Origin of the sequence: Chryseobacterium sp. c4a (genome assembly GCF_009900745.1) — a bacterium.
Taxonomy (GTDB): domain Bacteria; phylum Bacteroidota; class Bacteroidia; order Flavobacteriales; family Weeksellaceae; genus Chryseobacterium.
The window spans coordinates 584,124-604,165 of the sequence record NZ_WXVU01000001.1; the positions used below are offsets into that span (position 1 = coordinate 584,124).

The 20,042-nt window shown below is 34.8% G+C and carries 23 protein-coding genes; 13 read left to right on the forward strand and 10 right to left on the reverse strand.

Annotation, left to right across the window (positions count from 1 at the left end):
- Window positions 1-68: 68 nt before the first annotated feature.
- Window positions 69-647: an N-acetylmuramoyl-L-alanine amidase gene (locus GTR01_RS02650; protein WP_160136314.1), complete on the reverse strand. Its 579-nt coding sequence runs from the start codon at window positions 645-647 to the stop codon at window positions 69-71.
- 104 nt (window positions 648-751) lie between these two features.
- The gene (locus GTR01_RS02655; protein WP_160136315.1) at window positions 752-1,303 is read right to left on the reverse strand and encodes a YqgE/AlgH family protein; all 552 of its coding nucleotides are present in this window, start codon (window positions 1,301-1,303) and stop codon (window positions 752-754) included.
- Between the two features lie 24 nt (window positions 1,304-1,327).
- Between GTR01_RS02655 and pdxH the strand changes: the two genes are divergently transcribed.
- A complete protein-coding gene (pdxH, locus tag GTR01_RS02660) occupies window positions 1,328-1,969 on the forward strand; it encodes a pyridoxamine 5'-phosphate oxidase (protein ID WP_160136316.1) in 642 nt (213 codons plus the stop codon).
- 333 nt (window positions 1,970-2,302) lie between these two features.
- On the opposite strand, the gene GTR01_RS02665 is transcribed toward pdxH, so the two are convergent.
- Window positions 2,303-2,593 (reverse strand): HU family DNA-binding protein, encoded by a 291-nt coding sequence (locus GTR01_RS02665; protein WP_027379880.1) that lies wholly within the window; start codon window positions 2,591-2,593, stop codon window positions 2,303-2,305.
- Window positions 2,594-2,992: 399 nt separating this feature from the next.
- Here GTR01_RS02665 and panD point away from each other — a divergent pair, with 399 nt between their 5' ends.
- From panD to GTR01_RS02705, 8 genes are all read left to right on the forward strand, one after another.
- On the forward strand, window positions 2,993-3,343 hold the full coding sequence (panD, locus tag GTR01_RS02670; protein WP_002976902.1) for an aspartate 1-decarboxylase: 351 nt from the start codon (window positions 2,993-2,995) through the stop codon (window positions 3,341-3,343).
- 3 nt (window positions 3,344-3,346) lie between these two features.
- Window positions 3,347-4,369: a lysylphosphatidylglycerol synthase transmembrane domain-containing protein gene (locus tag GTR01_RS02675; RefSeq protein WP_160136317.1), complete on the forward strand. Its 1,023-nt coding sequence runs from the start codon at window positions 3,347-3,349 to the stop codon at window positions 4,367-4,369.
- Window positions 4,370-4,554: 185 nt separating this feature from the next.
- A complete protein-coding gene (locus GTR01_RS02680; RefSeq protein ID WP_160136318.1) occupies window positions 4,555-5,130 on the forward strand; it encodes a TerD family protein in 576 nt (191 codons plus the stop codon).
- A gap of 22 nt (window positions 5,131-5,152) precedes the next feature.
- Complete coding sequence (locus GTR01_RS02685) at window positions 5,153-5,827, forward strand: TerD family protein (protein ID WP_160136319.1); 675 nt, start codon at window positions 5,153-5,155, stop codon at window positions 5,825-5,827.
- A gap of 81 nt (window positions 5,828-5,908) precedes the next feature.
- Entirely contained in the window at window positions 5,909-6,547 is a 639-nt protein-coding gene (locus GTR01_RS02690) for a vWA domain-containing protein (protein WP_160136320.1), read from the forward strand.
- Between the two features lie 18 nt (window positions 6,548-6,565).
- Entirely contained in the window at window positions 6,566-7,609 is a 1,044-nt protein-coding gene (locus GTR01_RS02695) for a TerY-C metal binding domain-containing protein (protein WP_160136321.1), read from the forward strand.
- A gap of 11 nt (window positions 7,610-7,620) precedes the next feature.
- Window positions 7,621-8,889 carry a PP2C family serine/threonine-protein phosphatase gene (locus GTR01_RS02700; RefSeq protein ID WP_160136322.1) on the forward strand — a complete coding sequence of 423 codons (1,269 nt, stop codon included), beginning with the start codon at window positions 7,621-7,623 and terminating at the stop codon, window positions 8,887-8,889.
- 7 nt (window positions 8,890-8,896) lie between these two features.
- The gene (locus GTR01_RS02705; RefSeq protein WP_160136323.1) at window positions 8,897-10,408 is read left to right on the forward strand and encodes a helix-hairpin-helix domain-containing protein; all 1,512 of its coding nucleotides are present in this window, start codon (window positions 8,897-8,899) and stop codon (window positions 10,406-10,408) included.
- Window positions 10,409-10,537: 129 nt separating this feature from the next.
- Here the strand turns inward: GTR01_RS02705 and GTR01_RS02710 are convergent, their stop codons facing one another.
- The 6 genes from GTR01_RS02710 to GTR01_RS02735 form a co-directional block, all read right to left on the reverse strand.
- Window positions 10,538-11,011, reverse strand: a complete 474-nt coding sequence (locus GTR01_RS02710; protein ID WP_160136324.1) for a GNAT family N-acetyltransferase — start codon at window positions 11,009-11,011, stop codon at window positions 10,538-10,540.
- Between the two features lie 38 nt (window positions 11,012-11,049).
- Window positions 11,050-11,826, reverse strand: coding sequence for a hypothetical protein (locus GTR01_RS02715; protein WP_160136325.1), 777 nt, complete (start codon window positions 11,824-11,826; stop codon window positions 11,050-11,052).
- A gap of 43 nt (window positions 11,827-11,869) precedes the next feature.
- Window positions 11,870-12,418 carry a hypothetical protein gene (locus GTR01_RS02720; RefSeq protein ID WP_160136326.1) on the reverse strand — a complete coding sequence of 183 codons (549 nt, stop codon included), beginning with the start codon at window positions 12,416-12,418 and terminating at the stop codon, window positions 11,870-11,872.
- Window positions 12,419-12,531: 113 nt separating this feature from the next.
- Window positions 12,532-13,725: a tyrosine--tRNA ligase gene (tyrS, locus tag GTR01_RS02725; RefSeq protein ID WP_160136327.1), complete on the reverse strand. Its 1,194-nt coding sequence runs from the start codon at window positions 13,723-13,725 to the stop codon at window positions 12,532-12,534.
- Between the two features lie 392 nt (window positions 13,726-14,117).
- A complete protein-coding gene (locus GTR01_RS02730; protein WP_160136328.1) occupies window positions 14,118-14,603 on the reverse strand; it encodes a GNAT family N-acetyltransferase in 486 nt (161 codons plus the stop codon).
- Window positions 14,581-15,201 (reverse strand): TetR/AcrR family transcriptional regulator, encoded by a 621-nt coding sequence (locus GTR01_RS02735; protein WP_160136329.1) that lies wholly within the window; start codon window positions 15,199-15,201, stop codon window positions 14,581-14,583. Before GTR01_RS02735 ends, GTR01_RS02730 begins: the two co-directional genes overlap by 23 nt.
- A 99-nt stretch (window positions 15,202-15,300) precedes the next feature.
- On the opposite strand from GTR01_RS02735, the gene GTR01_RS24735 reads away from it, so the two are divergent.
- Both GTR01_RS24735 and GTR01_RS02740 read left to right on the forward strand, forming a co-directional pair.
- Complete coding sequence (locus GTR01_RS24735) at window positions 15,301-15,435, forward strand: hypothetical protein (RefSeq protein ID WP_262885738.1); 135 nt, start codon at window positions 15,301-15,303, stop codon at window positions 15,433-15,435.
- Window positions 15,435-15,818, forward strand: a complete 384-nt coding sequence (locus GTR01_RS02740; protein WP_160136330.1) for a hypothetical protein — start codon at window positions 15,435-15,437, stop codon at window positions 15,816-15,818. The genes GTR01_RS24735 and GTR01_RS02740 overlap by 1 nt, the downstream gene beginning before the upstream one ends.
- Before the next feature lie 68 nt (window positions 15,819-15,886).
- On the opposite strand, the gene GTR01_RS02745 is transcribed toward GTR01_RS02740, so the two are convergent.
- Entirely contained in the window at window positions 15,887-18,259 is a 2,373-nt protein-coding gene (locus GTR01_RS02745; protein ID WP_160136331.1) for an outer membrane beta-barrel family protein, read from the reverse strand.
- A 69-nt stretch (window positions 18,260-18,328) separates the two neighbouring features.
- On the opposite strand from GTR01_RS02745, the gene GTR01_RS02750 reads away from it, so the two are divergent.
- Window positions 18,329-18,964, forward strand: a complete 636-nt coding sequence (locus GTR01_RS02750; protein WP_228452139.1) for a Crp/Fnr family transcriptional regulator — start codon at window positions 18,329-18,331, stop codon at window positions 18,962-18,964.
- 59 nt (window positions 18,965-19,023) lie between these two features.
- On the forward strand, window positions 19,024-20,037 hold the full coding sequence (locus tag GTR01_RS02755; protein WP_160136332.1) for an NAD-dependent epimerase/dehydratase family protein: 1,014 nt from the start codon (window positions 19,024-19,026) through the stop codon (window positions 20,035-20,037).
- Window positions 20,038-20,042 lie beyond the last annotated feature (5 nt).

Below are 20,042 nucleotides of genomic sequence, written 5' to 3' on the forward strand. Positions count from 1 at the left end.
GTAAACAACAACGTTGCAAAGTCCTTTACCGGGTTTTATTCTGAATAAATCAGAAATTGTTTCTTTATTTAATTTCCGTTGAAGATTTCAACGAATTTTTTTGCGATTTCTTGCTGTCCATTTTCACTGGTGATATAAGCTCTGTCTGAAGAATTATTAATAAACCCTAGTTCTACCAATACAGCAGGGGCTTTAGTCTCTCTTAAAATATGAAAATTACGCTCTTCAATTTTACGGACTTTGAATTTTTTATAGATTTTTCCCGCTAGTTTCTTAGACTCGTCAGCATTCTGAACATATATTTCAGCTCCATGTTTAGTTTCTTCCATAGGTGAAGTATTGACATGAAGAGAAATGACCATTTCCGGGTTCAATGTATTAATGAGATCGGTTCTTTCTGAAAGACTGGGATAAGTATCTTCGTTTCTTATTAAAATCACTTCATATTGATCTTGTTTTCCGCTAAGTTTTTGAATTTTCTTTGCAATACTTAAAGTGATGTTTTTTTCAGTAAAGTTACCATATACAGCTCCATGATCATTGCCACCATGACCAGCATCTATGACAATGTATTTCTTGTTAAGAGGAGTGAATGATAAAAAAGCAGTCGAAAAGATTGATAAAGCAAGTAATGTAATACCTTTCATTTCAGTGATTTTTGGTTTTTCAAAGAACGTGAAAACTTTCTTTAAAATTGGTTAACGAAATCCTAAAATTTGTTAATTGTTTTGCTGATTTGAAAAGTATATGCTTAATTCAATGAAATATCCTCAGGAGAATTGGCCCAAAGTAAAAATTCACCACCAAGATTCTGCATAATAGATTTCCATAACGTTTGATCATTAGGAAGGGTATAATCTAAATTATAAACATCTACTACTGTCCACATCTTTCTCTGAACCTCACTATCCAATTGATTAGGTGCCCATCCGGAGTATCCCGAAAATATTTTTACATTATGAATATCCAGCTCATTAGCCAATACAGCGTTGATGATGCGTTCTATATCTTCAGTAAGATAATATTCATCAGTAATATCAGTGTAAATTTCAGTAACCTTTTCATTGCTTTTTACAATGAAGAATACCTTATCATTTTCCACAGGACCACCATCATATACCTCGATTTTGAAATCAAAGAAATCTTTGAATTTACTGCTCATCTGGCTATTCTTTTTGTTTAGTATCAAACCAAAAGCTCCGCTTTCGTTATGTTCAATAACCAATACTACCGATCTGGAAAAAATATCGCCGGAAATGTCAGGTGTCGAGATTAATATTTTACCTTTGTATGAGTGATTCATACTCAAATTTAATAAAAAATATTTATGGAAAACCTGCACGACAAAAGAAAAGTGTACGATAAATCCCAACTTATTGAAAGTGAGATAAAACAAAATCCAATTGAGCAGTTTAGAGACTGGTTTTTGGAGGCTAGTGAGAGCGATATGATCTCAGAAGCTAATGCTATGGCGGTTTCTACAGTGGAAGAAGATGGTTGTCCCAGAACAAGAATGGTACTGTTGAAGGCATATACTCACGAAGGATTTATTTTCTATACCAATTATAATAGTAAAAAAGGAAAAGCAATAGAACATAATCATAAAGCTTGCCTGCATTTTTTCTGGCCTAATCTGGAGAGACAAATCATTATTAAAGCTAACCTTGAAAAAGTAGCAGATAATCTAAGCGATGGTTATTTTCATTCAAGACCAAAAGGAAGCCAGCTGGGGGCGGTAGTTTCTCCACAAAGCCAGGAAATTCCTAACCGGGAATTTTTGGAAGATAAATTAAAAGATCTGGAGAAAGAATACGAAAATACAGAAGTTCCAAGACCAGCTCATTGGGGAGGATATCTGGCAAAACCTTATGAAATTGAATTCTGGCAAGGAAGACCTAATCGTCTTCACGACAGAATTGTATATACATTGGAAGATCTGGACTGGAAGATATCAAGATTGGCTCCATAAGATAGACGGGCATAAGATCTCTATGAAATAATAGCATTAAAATTCTATAGAAGCGGGCTTTAGCCCGCTTATTTTTTATTGTGGTATCTGAGGCTTTAGCCTAAACTTAATCATCTTGATGCCTTTATTCTCCTTAATGGTTCTTTTAATGGTCGTTTTATTCCATTCTTGCGACTTTGTTTGGTGTCTTGTAAAGATCTAAACAGTAGAAAGGTTCGCGTTGAGTTTAGAAATTCGGATTCATAATTCAGAATCGATTCAATGTCAGTAATAATTAGACATAAAAAAAGACCGTCTCTTAGAAACGGTCTTGAATTTTTGTAATCTGAATGATTATTTTTTCTTAGCACCAGAAACTGCATTAGATAAATCAGCTCCAGCCTTGAATTTAGCAACTTTTTTAGCAGCAATTTTAATTGGTTTTTTAGTTGCAGGGTTGATCCCTTGTCTAGCTGCTCTCTCAGCTACTGAGAAAGTACCGAAACCTACTAAAGAAACTTTTCCGTCTTTTTTCTTTAAAGTAGAAGTTACGTTACCAATGAAAGATTCTAAAGCAGCTTTTGCTGCAACTTTAGTGATACCTGCATCTTTTGCGATTGCGTCGATTAATTCAGACTTGTTCATAATTTTTAATATTAAAGTTAGTTCGTAATTATAGCAAATATAATACTATTTTCTAATTGTGCAATTTTTTTATAAAAACTTATGCAAATTTTTTACTTTTCAGTGAAAATAGTTAAAATATGATAATTCGTATTTTAACGAAAAATCTACGTTACGGGTTACTAAAATCGTGCCAAATGCTTATGTTTATTGACTTTAGCAAAAACTTAATATTATTTCCTGTATTTATTAAATCCTAAATTGTGTATAAAGTATTGATGTTTTTAAGAATATAATTATTAATAATATAAGTAATGGTCTATTTCTTTGTGTTTTACAAAATTAAACCCCATTGTTTATGGGAGTTTTTTAATGGTAGTGAAGGTCTGTTTTATTAATTTTTATTAATAAATTTGCAGCATGTTAATAGAAGTTTTTAAGTCAAAGATCCATAGGGTAAGAGTTACAGCCTCAGACCTTAATTATATAGGAAGTATAACGATAGATGAAGATCTTATAGAAGCTGCAGGTTTAGTAGTGGGAGAGAGAGTCTATATCGTCAATGTAAACAACGGAGAACGTTTTGATACGTATGTGATCAAAGGGAAAAGAAAATCCGGAGAAGTATGTCTTAACGGGCCTGCTGCAAGAAAGGTACAGAAGGATGATATCATCATCATTATTGCCTATGCACAGATGACTCCTGAAGAAGCTAAAGACTTCCAGCCGAAGATCGTTTTCCCGGATGAAAAAACAAACCTTCTTACGTAATTCATGGAGAAAACATCAAAAAGTCCTTTAAAATCAATACTTACAATAGTAATATCGCTTGCTTTTGCAGGCTTTTTTTTATGGCTTGCCTTGCGTGGGCTTGATTTTAAAGTGATTCAACAGTCATTGGCTAAAGCCAATTATCTTTGGGTATTGTTTGCCTCTGTATTTGGCCTTTTGGCGTATTGGTTCAGAGCGATTCGTTGGAATCTTATGCTGGAACCCATGGGACATCGCATTTCCAATTCCAATTCACTTTGGTCTATTTCATTCGGATATCTTATGAACCTTACTATTCCCAGAAGTGGAGAAGTGGCAAGAGCTACAGCTTTGTATGGGGTGGAAAAAGTTCCTGTAGATAAATCTTTCGGAACAATCATCCTGGAAAGAGTCGTGGATCTGGTTTGTATGCTTGGTTTTCTTGGGCTGACATTATTATTTAAGTATGAAGCGATTTTATCTTTCTATGAAAATTCAGGAGTAAATATTAATCCAAGCAAGATTTTACTCGTTCTTTCTATATTAATTGGTGGAACAGTTTTGTTTTTTGTTTTTAAAAAGAGATTAGCTAGTGTTCCATTTTTAGGTAAGATAGTAAATTTTATAGACGGAATATTTCAGGGATTAACCACTATCTTTAAATTAAAAGAAAAAGGGAAGTTCATATTATATACATTAGGAATTTGGATTTCGTATTATTTTGCAGCATATCTTGTATGTTTTGCGCTTCCTGAAACTTCCGCATTTACCTTTGCAGATGGTTTCTTTATTATTGTTGTGGGAACCATGGGAATGATTATTCCTGCCAGTGGTGGTATTGGAGCTTATAATTTAGCCATGAAGTATGGTTTTATGGCTCTTTTTATCTCTGTTGGAAAAAGTGCTGATCTTGGAGGGGAAATGGGGCTTACCTATTCTTTTATTTCCTTGCCGCTTCAGATTGTGATTATGCTGGTAATGGGACTTATTTCTATTCCAATGCTGGCAAAAGCAAGAAATGAAGCTGCTTCAAAGAAAGATTTTTAAAAATTAACTCAATAATTATATAATACAAAGGTTCAATTTTTTAATTGAACCTTTTTTGTTGGCTTTAATTTAAGTGGGAAAATTAGACTTAATTGCTTTGTACCCATTATTTTTAGTAAATAAATTTGGTCAATTCGTAAATCAAATCTATCTTAATGCGAAAATAATTCATAACATAAAATACTATGGCAATTAATCTACAGAAAGGACAAAAAATCGAGATCGGATTGACTAAAATGACGATAGGACTTGGTTGGGATCCTAATGAAGGGACAGGCTACGACTTTGATCTTGATGCGTCTGCAATCATGATCGATTCTGATAGAAAATTAGTAAGCGAGGAATATTTTGTTTTTTATAATAACTTGAACTCACCGGATGGTGCTCTTACCCATACGGGAGATGATCCAAACGGAAAAAATAGCGATGGAGATGATGATGAAGCGATTGTAATTGACCTTGATAAAGTAGATTCAAGGGTAGAGGAAATTCTTTTTGTAGTCACTATCGAGGATTTTGAAAGAAGAAAACAAAACTTTGGACAGGTGAGAAATTCTTACATCAGAGTAGTAGATAACAGCACACACCAGGAGATTGCAAAATATGAACTGGATGAAGATTTTTCTATTGAAACCGGAGTCGAGTTCGGAAGGCTGTATAAAAGAAACGGAAGCTGGAAATTTGAAGCTTCAGGAATAGGCTACAGAGCAGATCTTGGATTCTTCCTTGAAAAATATTATAAAGGACAAATCATCAAATAAAAATTAAATACACAAAATAACTATGGCAATTAATTTACAGAAAGGTCAAACAATTGATTTAAGGAAAAATGACCGTGGAGAAAGTGTTTATGATCTTTCAAAAGTAACGATAGGTTTGGGATGGGATGTAAGAAAGCAAGGTGGTTTCTTTGGTAAGCTGTTTAATAAGGAAGCAGAATATGATCTTGATGCAGTAGCATTTCTTTTAGATGGAAACGGAAAAGTAGCTAATCTTGGAAGAACGGTTCAGACTAATGATGGAAGACAGGTTGGCCTTTATCAAGGGGATGTGGTTTTCTTTAATTCTATGCAGCACCCAAGTGGAAATGTATGGTTGACAGGAGATAACAGAACCGGTGCCGGAGATGGAGATGATGAGCAGATCATTGTAAAACTAGATCAGCTGGATCAAAGCTATCAGAAAATTGTATTCCTGGTTACCATTTATCAGGGGAGAAGCAATAATCAGCACTTTGGAATGATTGAAAATGCATTCATTCGTGCAGTAGATGCTTCAGGTAAAGAAATTACGAAATACAGCCTTTCCGGTGATTCAAGTATGAACGGAATGTGTGCAATGGTTTTTGCTGAGGCTTACCGTCATAATGGTGACTGGAAGTTCCGTGCAGTTGGAGAGCCTCACAATACAGATAACTTTATTGATATCCTGAGACAACAGTATTCGTATTCAAACTAAGTTTTAGATTTCTATTCAACATACAAGCCGGCTGGGAAGTCTTCGACTTCCTCCGCCGGCTTCAGAATTAATAACCACTTTATGACCAGAAGATTATTAGCCTATTTTTTACTGGATACTTCGGGCTCTATGAATGGGGAACCGATCCAGGCACTGAACAATGGATTCAGTGGGCTCATCAGTATGCTTCGTGCAGATCCGCAAGCAATGGACAGCCTTCATTTAAGTGTCATTACCTTTGATAGAGAAGTTAAAAATATCATTCCATTAACAGCTCTTGCCAATTTTTATCCCATGGAAATTACCTGTCCGGATAGTGGCCCTACTCATACGGGAGCAGCTCTGGAAATGGTAGCTGAGCTTGTTCAGAAAGACCTTGTAAAAGGCTCTGGAGATGAAAAAGGAGACTGGCAGCCTTTACTTTTTATCTTTACTGATGGAAAACCATCGGATATTCAAAAATACAGACAAATGATCCCTGTTCTTAGAGGTCTTGAATTTGGAGCCATTGTAGGCTGTGCAGCAGGCCCTAAAGCGGATGAACAGTTTCTTAAAGAACTGACAGATCATGTTGTAAAACTGGATACCACAGATGCTATCACACTTTCTTCCTTTTTCAAATGGGTGAGTTCTTCTATTACGCAAGGAGGGCACTCTCAAAATACGACAGATCACGTAACATTGCCTCCGCCACCATCGGAGCTTACTATTATTATTTAAAAAATTGTCTTTACAGTTATGAGAAGACTGCCTATTTATTTTTTGATTGATGTCTCCGAGTCAATGGTAGGAGACCCAATCGAGCAGGTACAGGAAGGTATTTCCAATATTATCAGGGAATTGAAAAAAGATCCATATTCATTGGAAACGGTTTACATTTCCGTGGTTGGCTTTGCTGGAGAAGCTGAAGTGATTACTCCGCTTCAGGATATTATTAGTTTTTATCCGCCTAAAATTCCGATTGGAAGTGGAACTTCACTGTCTCAAGGTTTGATTAAGATCATGGACTGTATTGACCAGGATATTGTAAAAACAACTTATGACAGAAAAGGAGATTGGAAGCCTATTGTTTTTCTGTTTACAGATGGTGTTCCTACAGATGATGCTACCAAGGCGATCGAAAGATGGAACAGCAAGTATAATGGAAAGGCAAATACTATTGCCGTTTCTATAGGTGAGAATACCAATTATAAGCTTTTGGGTTCACTGGCAGATAACGTTTTACTATTCAATAATACAGATGAAAATTCATATAAAGAATTTTTCAAATGGGTAACGGATTCTATTAAAACCACCAGTCAAAGTGTTACAGAAGCGAAGAAAGAAGGAATTAATTTGTCTAAAATTGATTCCATTATCCTTGAAAAAGTAGATCCACAAATGGAACAGCGCTTCCCGGATAATAATTTTGTGGTTTTGAACGGAAAATGTTCAGAAACGGATAAGCTCTATCTGATGAAGTTTAAAAAAACATTCGGAGAATCAAGTATTCCGGGGATGTCAACCAGATATTATAAATTAGAGGGAGCGTATAAAATTGATGAAAAATCTTATTATCGGCTTTCTTCTGCCCAAAGAAGTAATCTGAAAATTTCGATAGAAGAGCTTCAGGGAGCAACTTCTTGCCCACAGTGTGCCAATCCTATTGCGCTGGCAACCTGCTCATGTGGAGGAATTCATTGCCTGCAGGGAGAAGGGTATAATAAGTGTCCTTGGTGTGGTACTTCCGATTATTACGGATATTCCGGAGGCGGATTTGATATCAACAGAACGTTAGGATAATCCTATTGCCTATGAAAATACCTTCATTTTATTTTGGGATCGGGAAAAAGCCTATGGAAAAAGGAATAATTTATAAAGAAAAAGAAGAATTTAAAGAAGTTCACTGGGTATTACAACCTGCTCATTCGGGGAAGTTCTATGAATTCAGCTTTGAGATGGATGATTTTCCGAATATCAAAATTAAAGATATTAAAAACCTGAAAGAAACCGGGCTTACGTTTGAAAATAACCGGATTTCAGGAACTCCGATGGCCAGCAATCTTTACCATTTGGATATTGAATTTTTCCATACAGAAGATAAAGAGAATATTGAGGAGAAAAGAGTTCAGCTAATGGTCAATATAGATCCCAAAGATTTATGGAAAAATGTTCCCAGTGATCAGAGTGCAGATTTTTATAAAGAAGATGAGGTTTCGTTTCAAGGAATATTTTCAGACAGAAAAATTGTTGTAGCTTCCAAACGAGGTCGTTCTCATGCTCATGAAGGAAAATTTAGGGAAGATGATTTTGCAGTGAAAGAACTTCCTGCCAACTGGAATATTGTCTCTGTTTCTGATGGAGCGGGTTCTGCTATCTTAGCAAGAGAAGGATCAAGATTAGCTACGGCTTCTATGAATCAATTTTTCAGCTCTGCTGAAATTCTCAATGAGATTGAGAGAAATGTTAATATCCTGTATGGAGCAGAATGGTCAAAAAATGAACAGGATAGAGCTAAAGAGAATCTTATAAGACAACTTTATGAAGGGGTTTTAGATGTTCATCATACATTGGAGAAAACAGCTTTAGAAAATAATTTTTCTATCAGCGATCTGCATGCTACTCTTATTTTTACCTTAGTTAAAAAGTTCAGTTTCGGATATGTCATTCTGAGTTTTGGGGTAGGAGACTGCCCAATCAATCTTATCAGTCCCGATTTTTCCAAGATAGAGCTTTTGAATACCATGGATGTGGGAGAATTTAGTGGTGGAACCCGGTTTATGACCATGAAGGAAATTTTTAACGATCAAATTGTTTCCCGTTTCAGGATCACTTGTGTTGAGGACTTTTCATATCTGGTGCTCATGACAGATGGAATATATGATCCTAAGTTCCTTACCGAAAATAAGCTTGAAGATACAGAAAGCTGGAAAGCATTCTTTAACGATCTTAATGGGGCTAATGATGATGGCTTGAAGGTAGACTTTATCAATGATATGGAGATTGCTCAACAACTTCTTCGTTGGACTGATTTCTGGAGCCGTGGAAACCATGACGACCGTACGCTTGCCATAATCTATTAATTAAAATATGAAAAACACTATAAAGGTTGTTTCTGTTCTGGATGCAGACAAATCTTATGAATATGTAGATGAAAAACCAATTCAGGGCGGAGTAAAAGATGTGTACTTTTCTCCGGATAGAAAGTATGTAGTTGCATTTTACAGAAATCCCTTGGATGAAGGCCAGAAGGAAAGGATTAGAAGAATTGTTTCTACCTATTTGCAAAATATTCAGAATGGTAATTCTGCTGAATATTTTCTGAATGAAATCTTCAGATGGCCTTATGATATTGTAGAAAAAGAAAAATTGACAGGGATTGTAGTTCCTATATACCATCAAAAATTCTCTTTTGCCAAAGGATATATAGGTTCAGATAATATTCAGGGTGAAGATAAAGTAGGAAAGTGGTTCACAGCTCCTATGTTCAGAAATCCACAGTATCCATTAAGACTTGATCAATCTGAACTGGGAGACTGGTTAAGTTATTTTCAAATTGCCATTAATATCAGCAGAGGAGTGAAGAAGCTTCATCAGATGGGATTAGCACATTCAGATTTGTCTTATAATAATATTCTGGTAGATCCTGTTACCAAATCTGCTTGTATTATTGATATTGATGGACTTGTTGTTCCAAAATTATTTCCTCCGGAAGTTATAGGAACTGCAGACTTTATTGCTCCTGAAGTTTTAAAAACTCAACATTTGGGACTTCAGGATCCTGGTAGGCATCTGCCCAATCAAAAAACCGATTTACATGCTCTTGCTGTCCTGATCTATATGTATCTGCTGAGGAGACATCCGCTTCGTGGCGGAAAGATTTGGGATCTGGATTCTGAAAAGGATGAGCTTATTTCTATGGGTGAAAAAGCTCTGTTTATAGAACACCCTAATGATCCTTCTAATAATGTAAGAGCTGAACACCTTAGAAAATGGGATGCCTTTTGGGGAGATCCGCAAAAAATTCCTTATACCATAACAGGTCCATACATTGCAGATTTGTTTAGAAAAACATTTATAGAAGGATTGCATGATCCAATCCGACGCCCCACAGCCAATGAATGGGAAACTGCTTTATTGAAAACCGTAGATCTCATACAGCCTTGCCAGAATTCCGACTGTACTGAAAAATGGTATGTTTTTGATAATACCAGTAATCCTAAATGCCCTTTCTGCGGAACTCCACATCAAGGAACACTTCCGGTTCTGGATTTGTATTTTAGGTTTGAAGATGATGTATGGAAACCAGAAAATCATAGATTGATGGTATATCATAATCAATATTTATTCAAATGGCATGTATCCAGAAAGGTGATTAGAAATGAAAACTTAACCATACAGGATAAAATGCCTGTAGGATATTTTACATTTCATCAGGGAAAATGGGTACTGGTGAATCAAAGTTTATCAGGAATGAAAGATATTACTGAGCAGAAAGAAATTCCGCCAGGATCTATGGTAGAACTTACTGATGGGAAAAAAATATTGTTATCTGCAGAGGAGGGTGGAAGGCTGATCTATGTGACAATGGCAAATCAGTAATTCAATTTAGAAAGAGGTATAATCTCAAAAATAGTATAAAATATTTAAATTCAATAGAAGCGGGCTTTAGCCCGCTTTTTATATTTTGTTCTAGTTCTAATGGCTTTAGCCAAAACTTATTATTGGTGATTACTCGTGTAGAGTATTTGTGCTATTAGTGTTTTCAAAAGGTGAGAATTCCATGAAGTAGGAGTGTTCATCCTCACTTACCGTTTTGAATCCCAGACTTAGGTAAAGATTTTGTGCTTTGTTGGTTTTTAAAACACTTAAAGAAGCTGTTTTTCCTGTTGCAGAAGCTTCCTCCAGAATATCCGATAGAATCATTCTTCCTAATCCTTTACCTTGTTGGATGGGATCAATCTGAAGCTGTAGAATATCAATATTTGTGTTGGATTTGTCTATTTTTAGAAGTCCAATGGGCTGATTATCCAGGAAAATAATATGAGCTTTGTCAAACTGATAAAGAATCCGCTGAAGGGTTGTTTCCCGGTCTGTAGGAAGGTTGGATTCAGCATAATGAGGAACCATAGTTTTTGTCCTAAGTTCAAGCAGGTAATCAATATCGTTTTCTGTAGCTTGTTGGTAGATAAGTGGAGTTTTCATAGTCTTTTTGAATTCGAATTTCAGGCCATACTGAAAAATTAATAAGAATCTACAATGACAATTCTTGGATTTCTTTGAATGTCAATCTTTGATTTCATTTCGATAGATCTGATCAGAAAATCATAAGCATAGCAAATGGTCTGTGAATAGGGACCCTTACTATCTGTAGCAGACACCTCTCTAATGAAATTTACTTCATCTTCAATAACTTCAAATAGAAGGGAATTGCTTTGATTTTCAGTTTTAATACCATCAACAATTTTTTCCTTTTCTTCAGTCAACTGATAATCATAACCATCCAGTTTATTTTCGAGAATTTTTTTCATAACGAGGATGACATAATCGTTGAAGCATAGAAAATCTTCAGAAAGGATATTGGTACCACCATCCTCGCTTTTTATTTCGTCAACAGGAAAATAATGGATATAATTCGCATATTGAAACATATAGGCATAGCATACCGTAGTCGATGGAATTTCATAGAGAAGGTTAATTCCAGAATGATCATATAGCTTTTCGAAATATTGATCACGTAGATTCGGAAAAGATTTGCGGAACTGGGGATATACTTCATTATCAAAAAATAAAGTGAGCTCAAACAGCTCATCAGGAGTAATCATATTAATATCATTTTTAACAGTTTCCAGAATTTTGTCAAGGCTGATATTATATGGGTAACTGCTAAGTTCCTTTTTTCTGTCTTCAATATGATCTTTGAATGTTCTTGTATGATATATTCTGTGCTGGAGATCTTCATGAAGATTAACTGCAGCTTGTTCTCTATCAAACATATAAATTGAAGTATGTCTTCCCATGGATTAGTTTGAGTATATATTGAAAATTTATTTGCTGTTTTGCCTAATCAAATGTAATATTTCTTTGCTGAAGATAGGCTTCATCAATATTTTCTTTTTCAAGACAATCCGGATACATGGTGATCTTTATAAACTCTTCATCATGGTAAAAACCACCTAAAAATAATTCATTCTCTATTATTTTTACCTGGATGGTAAGCGCATTAATCAGGATTTCCTCATCCTTTAAAGTCTGAATATTAAAAATAAAAAGTCGCTGATAATGATTGTCTTTATACTTAATAATCAGATAATTTTCATAAAAATACAACAGGCCATCCCGGAAAATTGGCTGTCCCAAAGTAGTAATAGTCGGGTTCCAGGTAATCACTTTTTTTTCCTGCAGCCTAACCCGAACCTCTTCTTTACCGGCTTTATTACATTGCCACCATGCAATAACTCCATGACCATTGATGGCTGTTTGATGTGGAGATACCGAATTTTCTGTACCCGAATGATCCGTCCATACAATTTTTTGTGGACTCATTTCAGTTTGTACGTCATCGGTGGTTAGCTCTTCATCAATCAGCGTAAGGATTTCAGCCTGCGTCATTATTTTTGTTTCTAGGAACGAAGATATTGATTTAATTGGATTTGGAAATAAAAGTTAATATTAGATCGGAAAGAAAAGCCGGAAGTTATATACTTCCGACATTTACGCTCTCATTATATCAGCTCAAAAAAACTTCTTCTACCGATTTTTATTTTCATTGCTTTTACAAGTTCTATTGGCCTATCAGGATCTACTATTTTTATGGAATCCACCTGAACACCGCCACTTTCAATCAATCTTCGGACTGCAGATTTACTGAGATCTTTTTTTAGTTGATGGCAAAGCTCAAGAACTGTTGTTGTACGCTGATTTAAAGTAGTGATGGGAACAGGCTCAAAACTTTTTTCATCAAAATTTTTATTCTGAAATTGTTTATTGAAGAACTGTTCTGCATTTTCAGCAGCTTCACCATCATGGTATTGGGTGATAATATTTTTAGCCACGATTTTTTTGATGTTCATCGGATTTTCACCATTTTCTATTTTTGATTTCAAACTAGCTTTCTCTTCTATGGAAAAATCAGTCGTAAGGTCGATAAACTCATCAATTAAAGCATCAGGAATAGACATGGTTTTTCCAAACATTTCATTCGGTTCATCAGTCAGACCAATAATATTGTTTAAAGATTTGCTCATTTTTTCTTTTCCATCAAGACCTTTCAGTAACGGCATGCACATGACAATTTGAGCAGACATCTGATGAACTTCTTGTAGCTGTCTTCCCATAGTGCAATTGAACAGTTGATCGGTTCCTCCCATTTCGATATCACATTCAATCTTTACGGAATCGAAGCCCTGAAGAATAGGATATACCAGCTCATGCATAGCGATAGGAGTATTTTCCGTAAACCTTTTATTAAAATCATTTCTATGCATTAGCTGAGCTACGGTAACATTTGATAATAGCTGAATAATTTCAGAAAAATTTAAAGCATCCAGCCAATCAGAGTTGAAAACAATCTTTGTTTTTTCAACATCAATGATTTTAGAAAGCTGATTGATATAAGTTTGGGCATTATTTTGAACATCCTCAGCGCTTAATGGTTTTCTTGCTTTATTTTTTCCGGTAGGATCACCAATTCTTGCTGTAAAACTTCCTACCACAATAATAATTTGATGACCAAGATCCTGAAATTGTTTTAATTTTTTGAGAACAACGGCATGTCCCAAATGCAAATCGGGAGCAGTAGGATCAAAGCCCAGTTTAATAGAAAGCTTTCTGTTTTCTTCTTTAGCTTGTTTTAATTTCTCTTCCAACCCGTTTTCCGGTAGGATGATAGAGACATTTTCTTGTAATGTACGAATCATGTTGCAATAGTTTTAAATGAAAAAAGCCCGGACAATGCTGTCCGGGCTCTATATGTTAATTGAGATTATTTAATTTAGAATACAGATATAGAAAGTCTTCCCGAACGATAATTCGGAACGTAATATTCACTGAAGAATGGAAGACGCAATATGCTGTTTAAATGTTTCATTAATATTGTAAATATAACAGGATTTTTCCTGAAGTTCCAATATTTAAACCATTAAGATGTATTGTAGTGGTTATAACAAGATTTGTTTTTTAAAGAAAAAACTTAACCATTTACGAATCTTAATGGTCTAAAATAATGGTTCAAAACAATTTTACTTGCCATTTGTTTAGCTAATTCTGTGCCACAAATCTTTAAAAAGGCGCTTATATGTTTTTTATCATGTTATAAACGTTTTTCCATCTTATAATTGATGAGGTTAACCCCTTTTATATGCACCGTTTGTTCCTGAATGACCTTAAAATTCATTCTTTCAAAAAAAGGTTTAGCTGTTTTGCTGACATCAGCAGTTAGATATTTTTGCTGTTGTAGTAAAGCCTTTTTTTCAATTTGTTGGTAAAGTTGAGAGACAATTCCCTGATGTTGATACTCTTTGTGAACAAATAATAGATCGATATAATTTTGCTGATCAATAGTGCAGAAACCAACCATTTTATGTTTAACCTCAGCAATTAAAATATATTGTTCCTTCATCACAGTCAGCCATCTTTCTTTATTCTGCGCACCAGATTTCCAGGCTTCCAGCTGACGGGGATTGTAATCATCCTTACAAACCGTTGTAATGGTATCTTGAAAAAGAATAAGCATTTCTGTAAGGTCTTCCTTATTTCCTTCTCTGATGATTAAGTTATCGGATATATTGTTGTTCATAAAGCTTTTGTTGTTCTTTATTGAGCAAAGGATAGAACAGATTCATCAGTAAAAGGGTATAAGATTGTATGGCTGCTTTTTTATTAAGTTTTGAAATCAATCTGTTGTGGGTAAGCCAATTATCTGCAATGATGAAAATCTGCTCTGTAAGGCTGTTGATAATAAAATCGGGAATATCTTTTTTTAAAACATCATTCCTTTGAAGGTCAGAAAAAATCAGTTGAAATTCTTCTCGTCTGCTGAAATTGATGCCTTCATATTGTTCCTCAACCTCCGGAATTTTTTTTAAAACATCTACTAGGTTAATGAAAATAAATCGATAATGGTAAAAGATCTCACAGGTAGAAGAAGTTAAGTGATAGAGATCTTCCAGCCTTTTGTTTTCTTTAGCTTTCATTTTGTTGAGCAGTTCATCCATTTTCAAGGTGAGTTCTGCAAACAGAATTTTAATAATATCTTCAGAATGTTTGAAATGGTAATGAAGATTTCCAGGGCTTATGGAAAGTTCAGCCGCAATATGCCTGGTGGTAATATTGTTGTAACCCCTTTCATTAAAGAGTTCCAGTGCCTTAGCCAAAATTTTTTCCTTCGTGCTCATTCGCCAAAGATAAGAATATTAGGAAAGGTAATAAATCATATTCCTTAAATTAGAACATTTGTTCTAATTTAGTATATTTGCCTTTCAAATCTTATCACAATGAAAGGAAAACAAAAATTTGATTACGAGGCTGCTGGAAGTCGTGAAAAGAAAGATGAAACCGATATCCAGGATATAATGGCAAAAGTACTGCAGGTGCTTATAGGATTTATTATGGCAGTGCTGCATATGTAATGAAAAAAAAGATTTCATATTGGTTTTTGCTGGGATTAGCTGCCTGGGTACTTATTGTTCAGCTAAGAAAGAATGGTATGTTTATTCCTTTTATCAATAATCATTTTACTGATTGTATTACCGTTCCGATGTACTGTTACTTGATAGAATATATCATGAATTCACTATTGGGATTTCGCTGGAAACCGGATTTCAAATTTGTAATGACTTCAATTTTATATCTGTCTTTTTTATTTGAAGTACTCTGTCCAAGACTATCACCCTTATTTACCGGAGATATTTTTGACGTACTGGCTTATTTTCTTGGCGGAATGCTGTATTACTTTTTCAAGATTAAATCATTTTTTACTATCATAAAAAAGACCGGCAGAACCTTATTCTAAAAAAGGCTGCCGGTCGAGGGTTATTGTTTTTATCCTGTTTTTGTACGCTGTGAAGAGTAGGGGAACTGTTAATTATTACCGCTGTTCGCTCTGTTGGAATCTTCAAACTTCACCTGTTTTGTAGCTCCTTTTACATTATTATTCCCGAATTTATAGGTAAGAGAAAGGTGAACATTTCTGATAATTCCCTTGTATTGGTAATCAATATTGTAATCCGGATAATATTCTATTCCTTTTTCACGGTTGGTATTCAGTACATCATTCAAGTACAAATTAACCAGAAGCTTTTTATCCATGAATGCTAATTTCACTCCGGTGTACAATGATGCATTGGTATAGTAATAGGTATTTCCATCTCTGTTGGGAAGGCTTCCCCATAATCCCAGTAAGAATGTTACTGTTTTATCTTTATTGAGGAAGAAATTATTGTCTATGTTTACATTGGCACTGTATCCTGGAGGAACAGGCAGAATGGAAGGATCATAAGATTTTGCTTTGGTATAATATCCATTCACAAAAATGTTGGATTCCAGCCATTTCAATTTGTTGTAATTATAACTGATGTTGATTCCGGTTTGATTTTCATTATAGAAATTCTTAGCAATGGTATATCTGTAATTTTCATCAATCATCTGAATTCTGTCCCAGCTATCTTTATTATAGCTGTGATAAAGTGTAATGTTGAGGTTGTTATTCAAAACATATCCGAATTCAAAGTTATCAGAGAATGATGGCAATAGATAAGGATTCCCAGTGGTATACTCAAAATTGGAAGTGAAATATTTAAACGGATTCAGGTTTCCAAAATAAGGACGTGAAATTCTTCGGGAATAACTCAATGAAAATGAATTGTTTTCATTAGGCTTATAGCTTAAATAAGCTGTAGGGAATAGTTTACCATATTTGATCTTTGTAGAAATATTATCATTCATAGAAATACCTTCCAGAGTGGTGTATTCATAACGAAGACCTGCTTTTGCATCCCATTTATCGTTGATTTTAAAGTTGGTCGAAAAATAGGCAGCATAATTTTCTTCATTATAAAGGAATGTATTGGTTTTACCTGCATTAAGCTGATTTTGTCCGTTGATAATATCGAAGAAATTAAATTCAGAATCATTTTTGATCTTCGTATATTTTAATCCTGATTCTGTTTTTATTTTACCAAATGTTTTTTCCAGATCAGCCTGTCCTGAGTAAATTCTGTATTTGCTGATAGGATTAGCCATTGTGTAGATCTCTTGAGGAGTATAAGTATTGGAGAAATTTCTAGCATTGGAATTATTGAGCATTATATTAGCTGTTACATTCAGTTTGCCTCCTGCACTGTCAATTTTAGCTTCATAAAATGCAGTAGCATTGTGAACACTCCTGCTGTTTCTGTTATTGAAATCAGAAGAAATATCAATAACTTCTTTTCCATTGAAACGTGTCGATTCACTTACTCCTATTTCTTTTGGATTGCTGTGTGAATAATTATAGTTGATGCCGAAAAGATTTTTATCATTAATCTTATATTCTGCCTTTATATTTCCGCTTTTATATTTATAATTATTAAGGTTGTCACCATCTTTGTTCCAGTAATGATTATTTGAAATACCGGACATATTATTGTATGTATTATACTGCCAGTAATTATCTCCGGCAGATAAATTTGTACTTAGAGAAAGCTTTTCTCCCTGATAATTAAAAGTAGCTCCCCCTCTTGATGAAACGGTAGGTTTTCCCCAAAAATAATTTCCCGAAGTCTGAATAGATCCGTTCCAGCCTAGATTGGCATTTTTTTTAAGAATAATATTAATCAATCCACTTTTTCCTTCCGCATCGTATTTTGCAGGGGGAGTGGTAATGACTTCAATTTTAAGAATATCATCGGAGCGGATTGTCTTCAGGTAATTGATAAGTTCCTGTCCGTTTAGATTGAGCAGCCTGTCATTGATCATTACGGCTACATTACTTTTCCCTGCAATACTTATTGCTTCATCACTGGTTTTTACCATTGGTGTTTTGGCTAGAGCTTCTATAGCATCAATACCTTGTGATGCTACAGAATTCTCTACATTGAAGACCAGGCGGTCTACTTTTCTCTCGAATAATTTTTTCTTTGCAGTAATGGTTACTCCTTCTACTTTCTGTAGCATCGGTTCATCCTTGATCTGAATGTCCTTTCTGATGTTCCCTTTTACTGTAATTTTCTCATTGTTGGTTTTTACCCCGTCTTTTATGATCTCAAGTACATAATCTCCATTCTCCTTTAAAGGAATTTTAAATATTCCTTTCTCATCTGTAATGGCGGAAAATTTAGTTTCATTTTTTGTGATGAGCACTTCTGTTTCTGCTACAGGTTTATTTTCTTTGTCTGTAATCGTTCCTTCCACACTTTGTGCCCATGCGAAAGAAGAAGAAACAAAACTTAAAAGAATAATAATTTTCCGGTTCATAGTTAGCTTTTTTATACAAGACAATTATTTTGGAGAAAATATTACATCCATTTGTGAAAAATCTTTTATTTGAAAAAATACCTGAGTATTCTTTTGGCTATTTTTGTATTGTCTATAAATTTTACATCCATGCACGCCAAGCTTTTACAATACATGAGTTCCATTCATGAATTTTCCCAAAAGGAGATTGAAATGATTCAACAGTATTTTGAGCCTATCTCTTTTTCAAAAAATACAGTAATAGAAGAAGCTGGGAAGGTTCCCAATTATCTTTATTATATTGTTTCAGGATATCTTAGATTGTTTTATTTGGATGAAAATGGAAATGAAGTGACGACTCATATCAACTGTCCACCTGGTTTTTTTACCTCCTATTCTCATTTTATCAGTGAAACAGTCTCGGATCACAATGTAGAGTGTATTACAGCGTGCGAACTTCTAAGAATTACAAAACAAGATCTCGATCACCTCATCAATGAGAGCCAGGCAATGAAAGACTTTAGTATTTCGGTATTTCAACACTCAATAACTTATAATGAAAACCGTTCCAGAGAGTTGTCTGCACTCAATGCAGAACAACGGTATCTTAAACTTTTAAAAGATTATCCTGAAATTATTCAGCATGTTCCTATCCGGTATATTGCATCATTTTTGGGAATGAAACCGGAAAGCCTGAGCAGAATCAGACGAAAAATAATTAACTAACAAAAGTCAAGTGGTTCCTGAAATAAGTGGCTGAACTTTGCTGCATTAAAATGAATGTAATGACAAAGAATAATCTAAGCCTTGTTTCAGGTGCTAATGGACATTTGGGAAATAATTTAGTCAGATTTTTATTAAAACAAGGTATTCCGGTGCGGGCAACAGTTCGTAATATCCACAATACAAAACCGTTTGAAGGCTTGAATTGTGAATTGATACAAGCCGATATTACGGATAAAGCATCTTTTGTAAAAGCACTTCAGGGAGTAGAAACGTTTTATGCGGTAGGCGCTTCTTTTAAACTATGGGCTAAAGATCCAAAGAAAGAAATTTATGATGTCAATATCAAAGGAACCAGAAATACCATTGAAGCAGCTGCTGAAGCTGGTGTGAAAAGAATAGTTTACGTAAGTTCTATCGCAGCTCTTGATTATACACAATTGCCTACAAAGGAAAGCAACGGCTACAATCCGGATCGCAGAGACATGTATTATAATTCCAAAAATGATGGTGAAAAACTGGCTTTTGAATTGGCAGCAAAACTTGGAGTAGAGCTTGTTTCTATTATGCCGTCAGCTATGATTGGGAGTGAAGCCTTTTTACCTTTAAATGTTTCCTATGGAGTCTTGAAGCTTATTCTGAATAAACAGATTCCCGTGGATACCAAAATTACTTTGAATTGGGTGGATGTGAAAGATGTAGCGGAAGGATGTTATCTGGCTGCCCAAAAAGGCCGTCCCGGAGAACGCTATATTCTTGCCAATGAAAAATGTATGACCATTACAGATACAACAATTCTGGCCAATAAGTTATATCCGGATTTGAAATTGAAAGTTCCAAGCTCTGTTCCCAAAGGAATTCTTTTTACCATTGCAGCAATGATGGAATTCTCTGCAAAACTGAGCAGAAAAGCTCCGGTATTAACGAGAAAAGATATTTCAATGTTTTCAGGATTGCAACAGGATTTTGATATTTCCAAAGCCAGAAATGAGCTTGGTTTTAATCCTAAAAGCCCTGAAAAATCTGTACAGGAAGCTTTTGACTATCTGATACAGCATCCTGAATTGTTGAAATAAGTTTA

Excerpts from the sequence above, each read along its gene's own strand:
- GTR01_RS24735 (WP_262885738.1), top strand. The coding sequence starts at position 15,301 with ATGAAAGGAAAACAAAAATTTGATTACGAGGCTGCTGGAAGTCGTGAA.
- pdxH (WP_160136316.1), top strand. The coding sequence starts at position 1,328 with ATGGAAAACCTGCACGACAAAAGAAAAGTGTACGATAAATCCCAACTT.
- GTR01_RS02720 (WP_160136326.1), bottom strand. The coding sequence starts at position 12,418 with ATGACGCAGGCTGAAATCCTTACGCTGATTGATGAAGAGCTAACCACC.
- GTR01_RS02700 (WP_160136322.1), top strand. The coding sequence starts at position 7,621 with ATGAAAATACCTTCATTTTATTTTGGGATCGGGAAAAAGCCTATGGAA.
- GTR01_RS02710 (WP_160136324.1), bottom strand. The coding sequence starts at position 11,011 with ATGAAAACTCCACTTATCTACCAACAAGCTACAGAAAACGATATTGAT.
- GTR01_RS02690 (WP_160136320.1), top strand. The coding sequence starts at position 5,909 with ATGACCAGAAGATTATTAGCCTATTTTTTACTGGATACTTCGGGCTCT.
- panD (WP_002976902.1), top strand. The coding sequence starts at position 2,993 with ATGTTAATAGAAGTTTTTAAGTCAAAGATCCATAGGGTAAGAGTTACA.
- GTR01_RS02655 (WP_160136315.1), bottom strand. The coding sequence starts at position 1,303 with ATGAATCACTCATACAAAGGTAAAATATTAATCTCGACACCTGACATT.
- GTR01_RS02755 (WP_160136332.1), top strand. The coding sequence starts at position 19,024 with ATGACAAAGAATAATCTAAGCCTTGTTTCAGGTGCTAATGGACATTTG.
- GTR01_RS02680 (WP_160136318.1), top strand. The coding sequence starts at position 4,555 with ATGGCAATTAATCTACAGAAAGGACAAAAAATCGAGATCGGATTGACT.
- GTR01_RS02675 (WP_160136317.1), top strand. The coding sequence starts at position 3,347 with ATGGAGAAAACATCAAAAAGTCCTTTAAAATCAATACTTACAATAGTA.
- GTR01_RS02730 (WP_160136328.1), bottom strand. The coding sequence starts at position 14,603 with ATGAACAACAATATATCCGATAACTTAATCATCAGAGAAGGAAATAAG.
- GTR01_RS02745 (WP_160136331.1), bottom strand. The coding sequence starts at position 18,259 with ATGAACCGGAAAATTATTATTCTTTTAAGTTTTGTTTCTTCTTCTTTC.
- GTR01_RS02685 (WP_160136319.1), top strand. The coding sequence starts at position 5,153 with ATGGCAATTAATTTACAGAAAGGTCAAACAATTGATTTAAGGAAAAAT.
- GTR01_RS02715 (WP_160136325.1), bottom strand. The coding sequence starts at position 11,826 with ATGGGAAGACATACTTCAATTTATATGTTTGATAGAGAACAAGCTGCA.
- GTR01_RS02695 (WP_160136321.1), top strand. The coding sequence starts at position 6,566 with ATGAGAAGACTGCCTATTTATTTTTTGATTGATGTCTCCGAGTCAATG.
- GTR01_RS02705 (WP_160136323.1), top strand. The coding sequence starts at position 8,897 with ATGAAAAACACTATAAAGGTTGTTTCTGTTCTGGATGCAGACAAATCT.
- GTR01_RS02740 (WP_160136330.1), top strand. The coding sequence starts at position 15,435 with ATGAAAAAAAAGATTTCATATTGGTTTTTGCTGGGATTAGCTGCCTGG.
- GTR01_RS02735 (WP_160136329.1), bottom strand. The coding sequence starts at position 15,201 with ATGAGCACGAAGGAAAAAATTTTGGCTAAGGCACTGGAACTCTTTAAT.
- GTR01_RS02665 (WP_027379880.1), bottom strand. The coding sequence starts at position 2,593 with ATGAACAAGTCTGAATTAATCGACGCAATCGCAAAAGATGCAGGTATC.
- GTR01_RS02650 (WP_160136314.1), bottom strand. The coding sequence starts at position 647 with ATGAAAGGTATTACATTACTTGCTTTATCAATCTTTTCGACTGCTTTT.
- tyrS (WP_160136327.1), bottom strand. The coding sequence starts at position 13,725 with ATGATTCGTACATTACAAGAAAATGTCTCTATCATCCTACCGGAAAAC.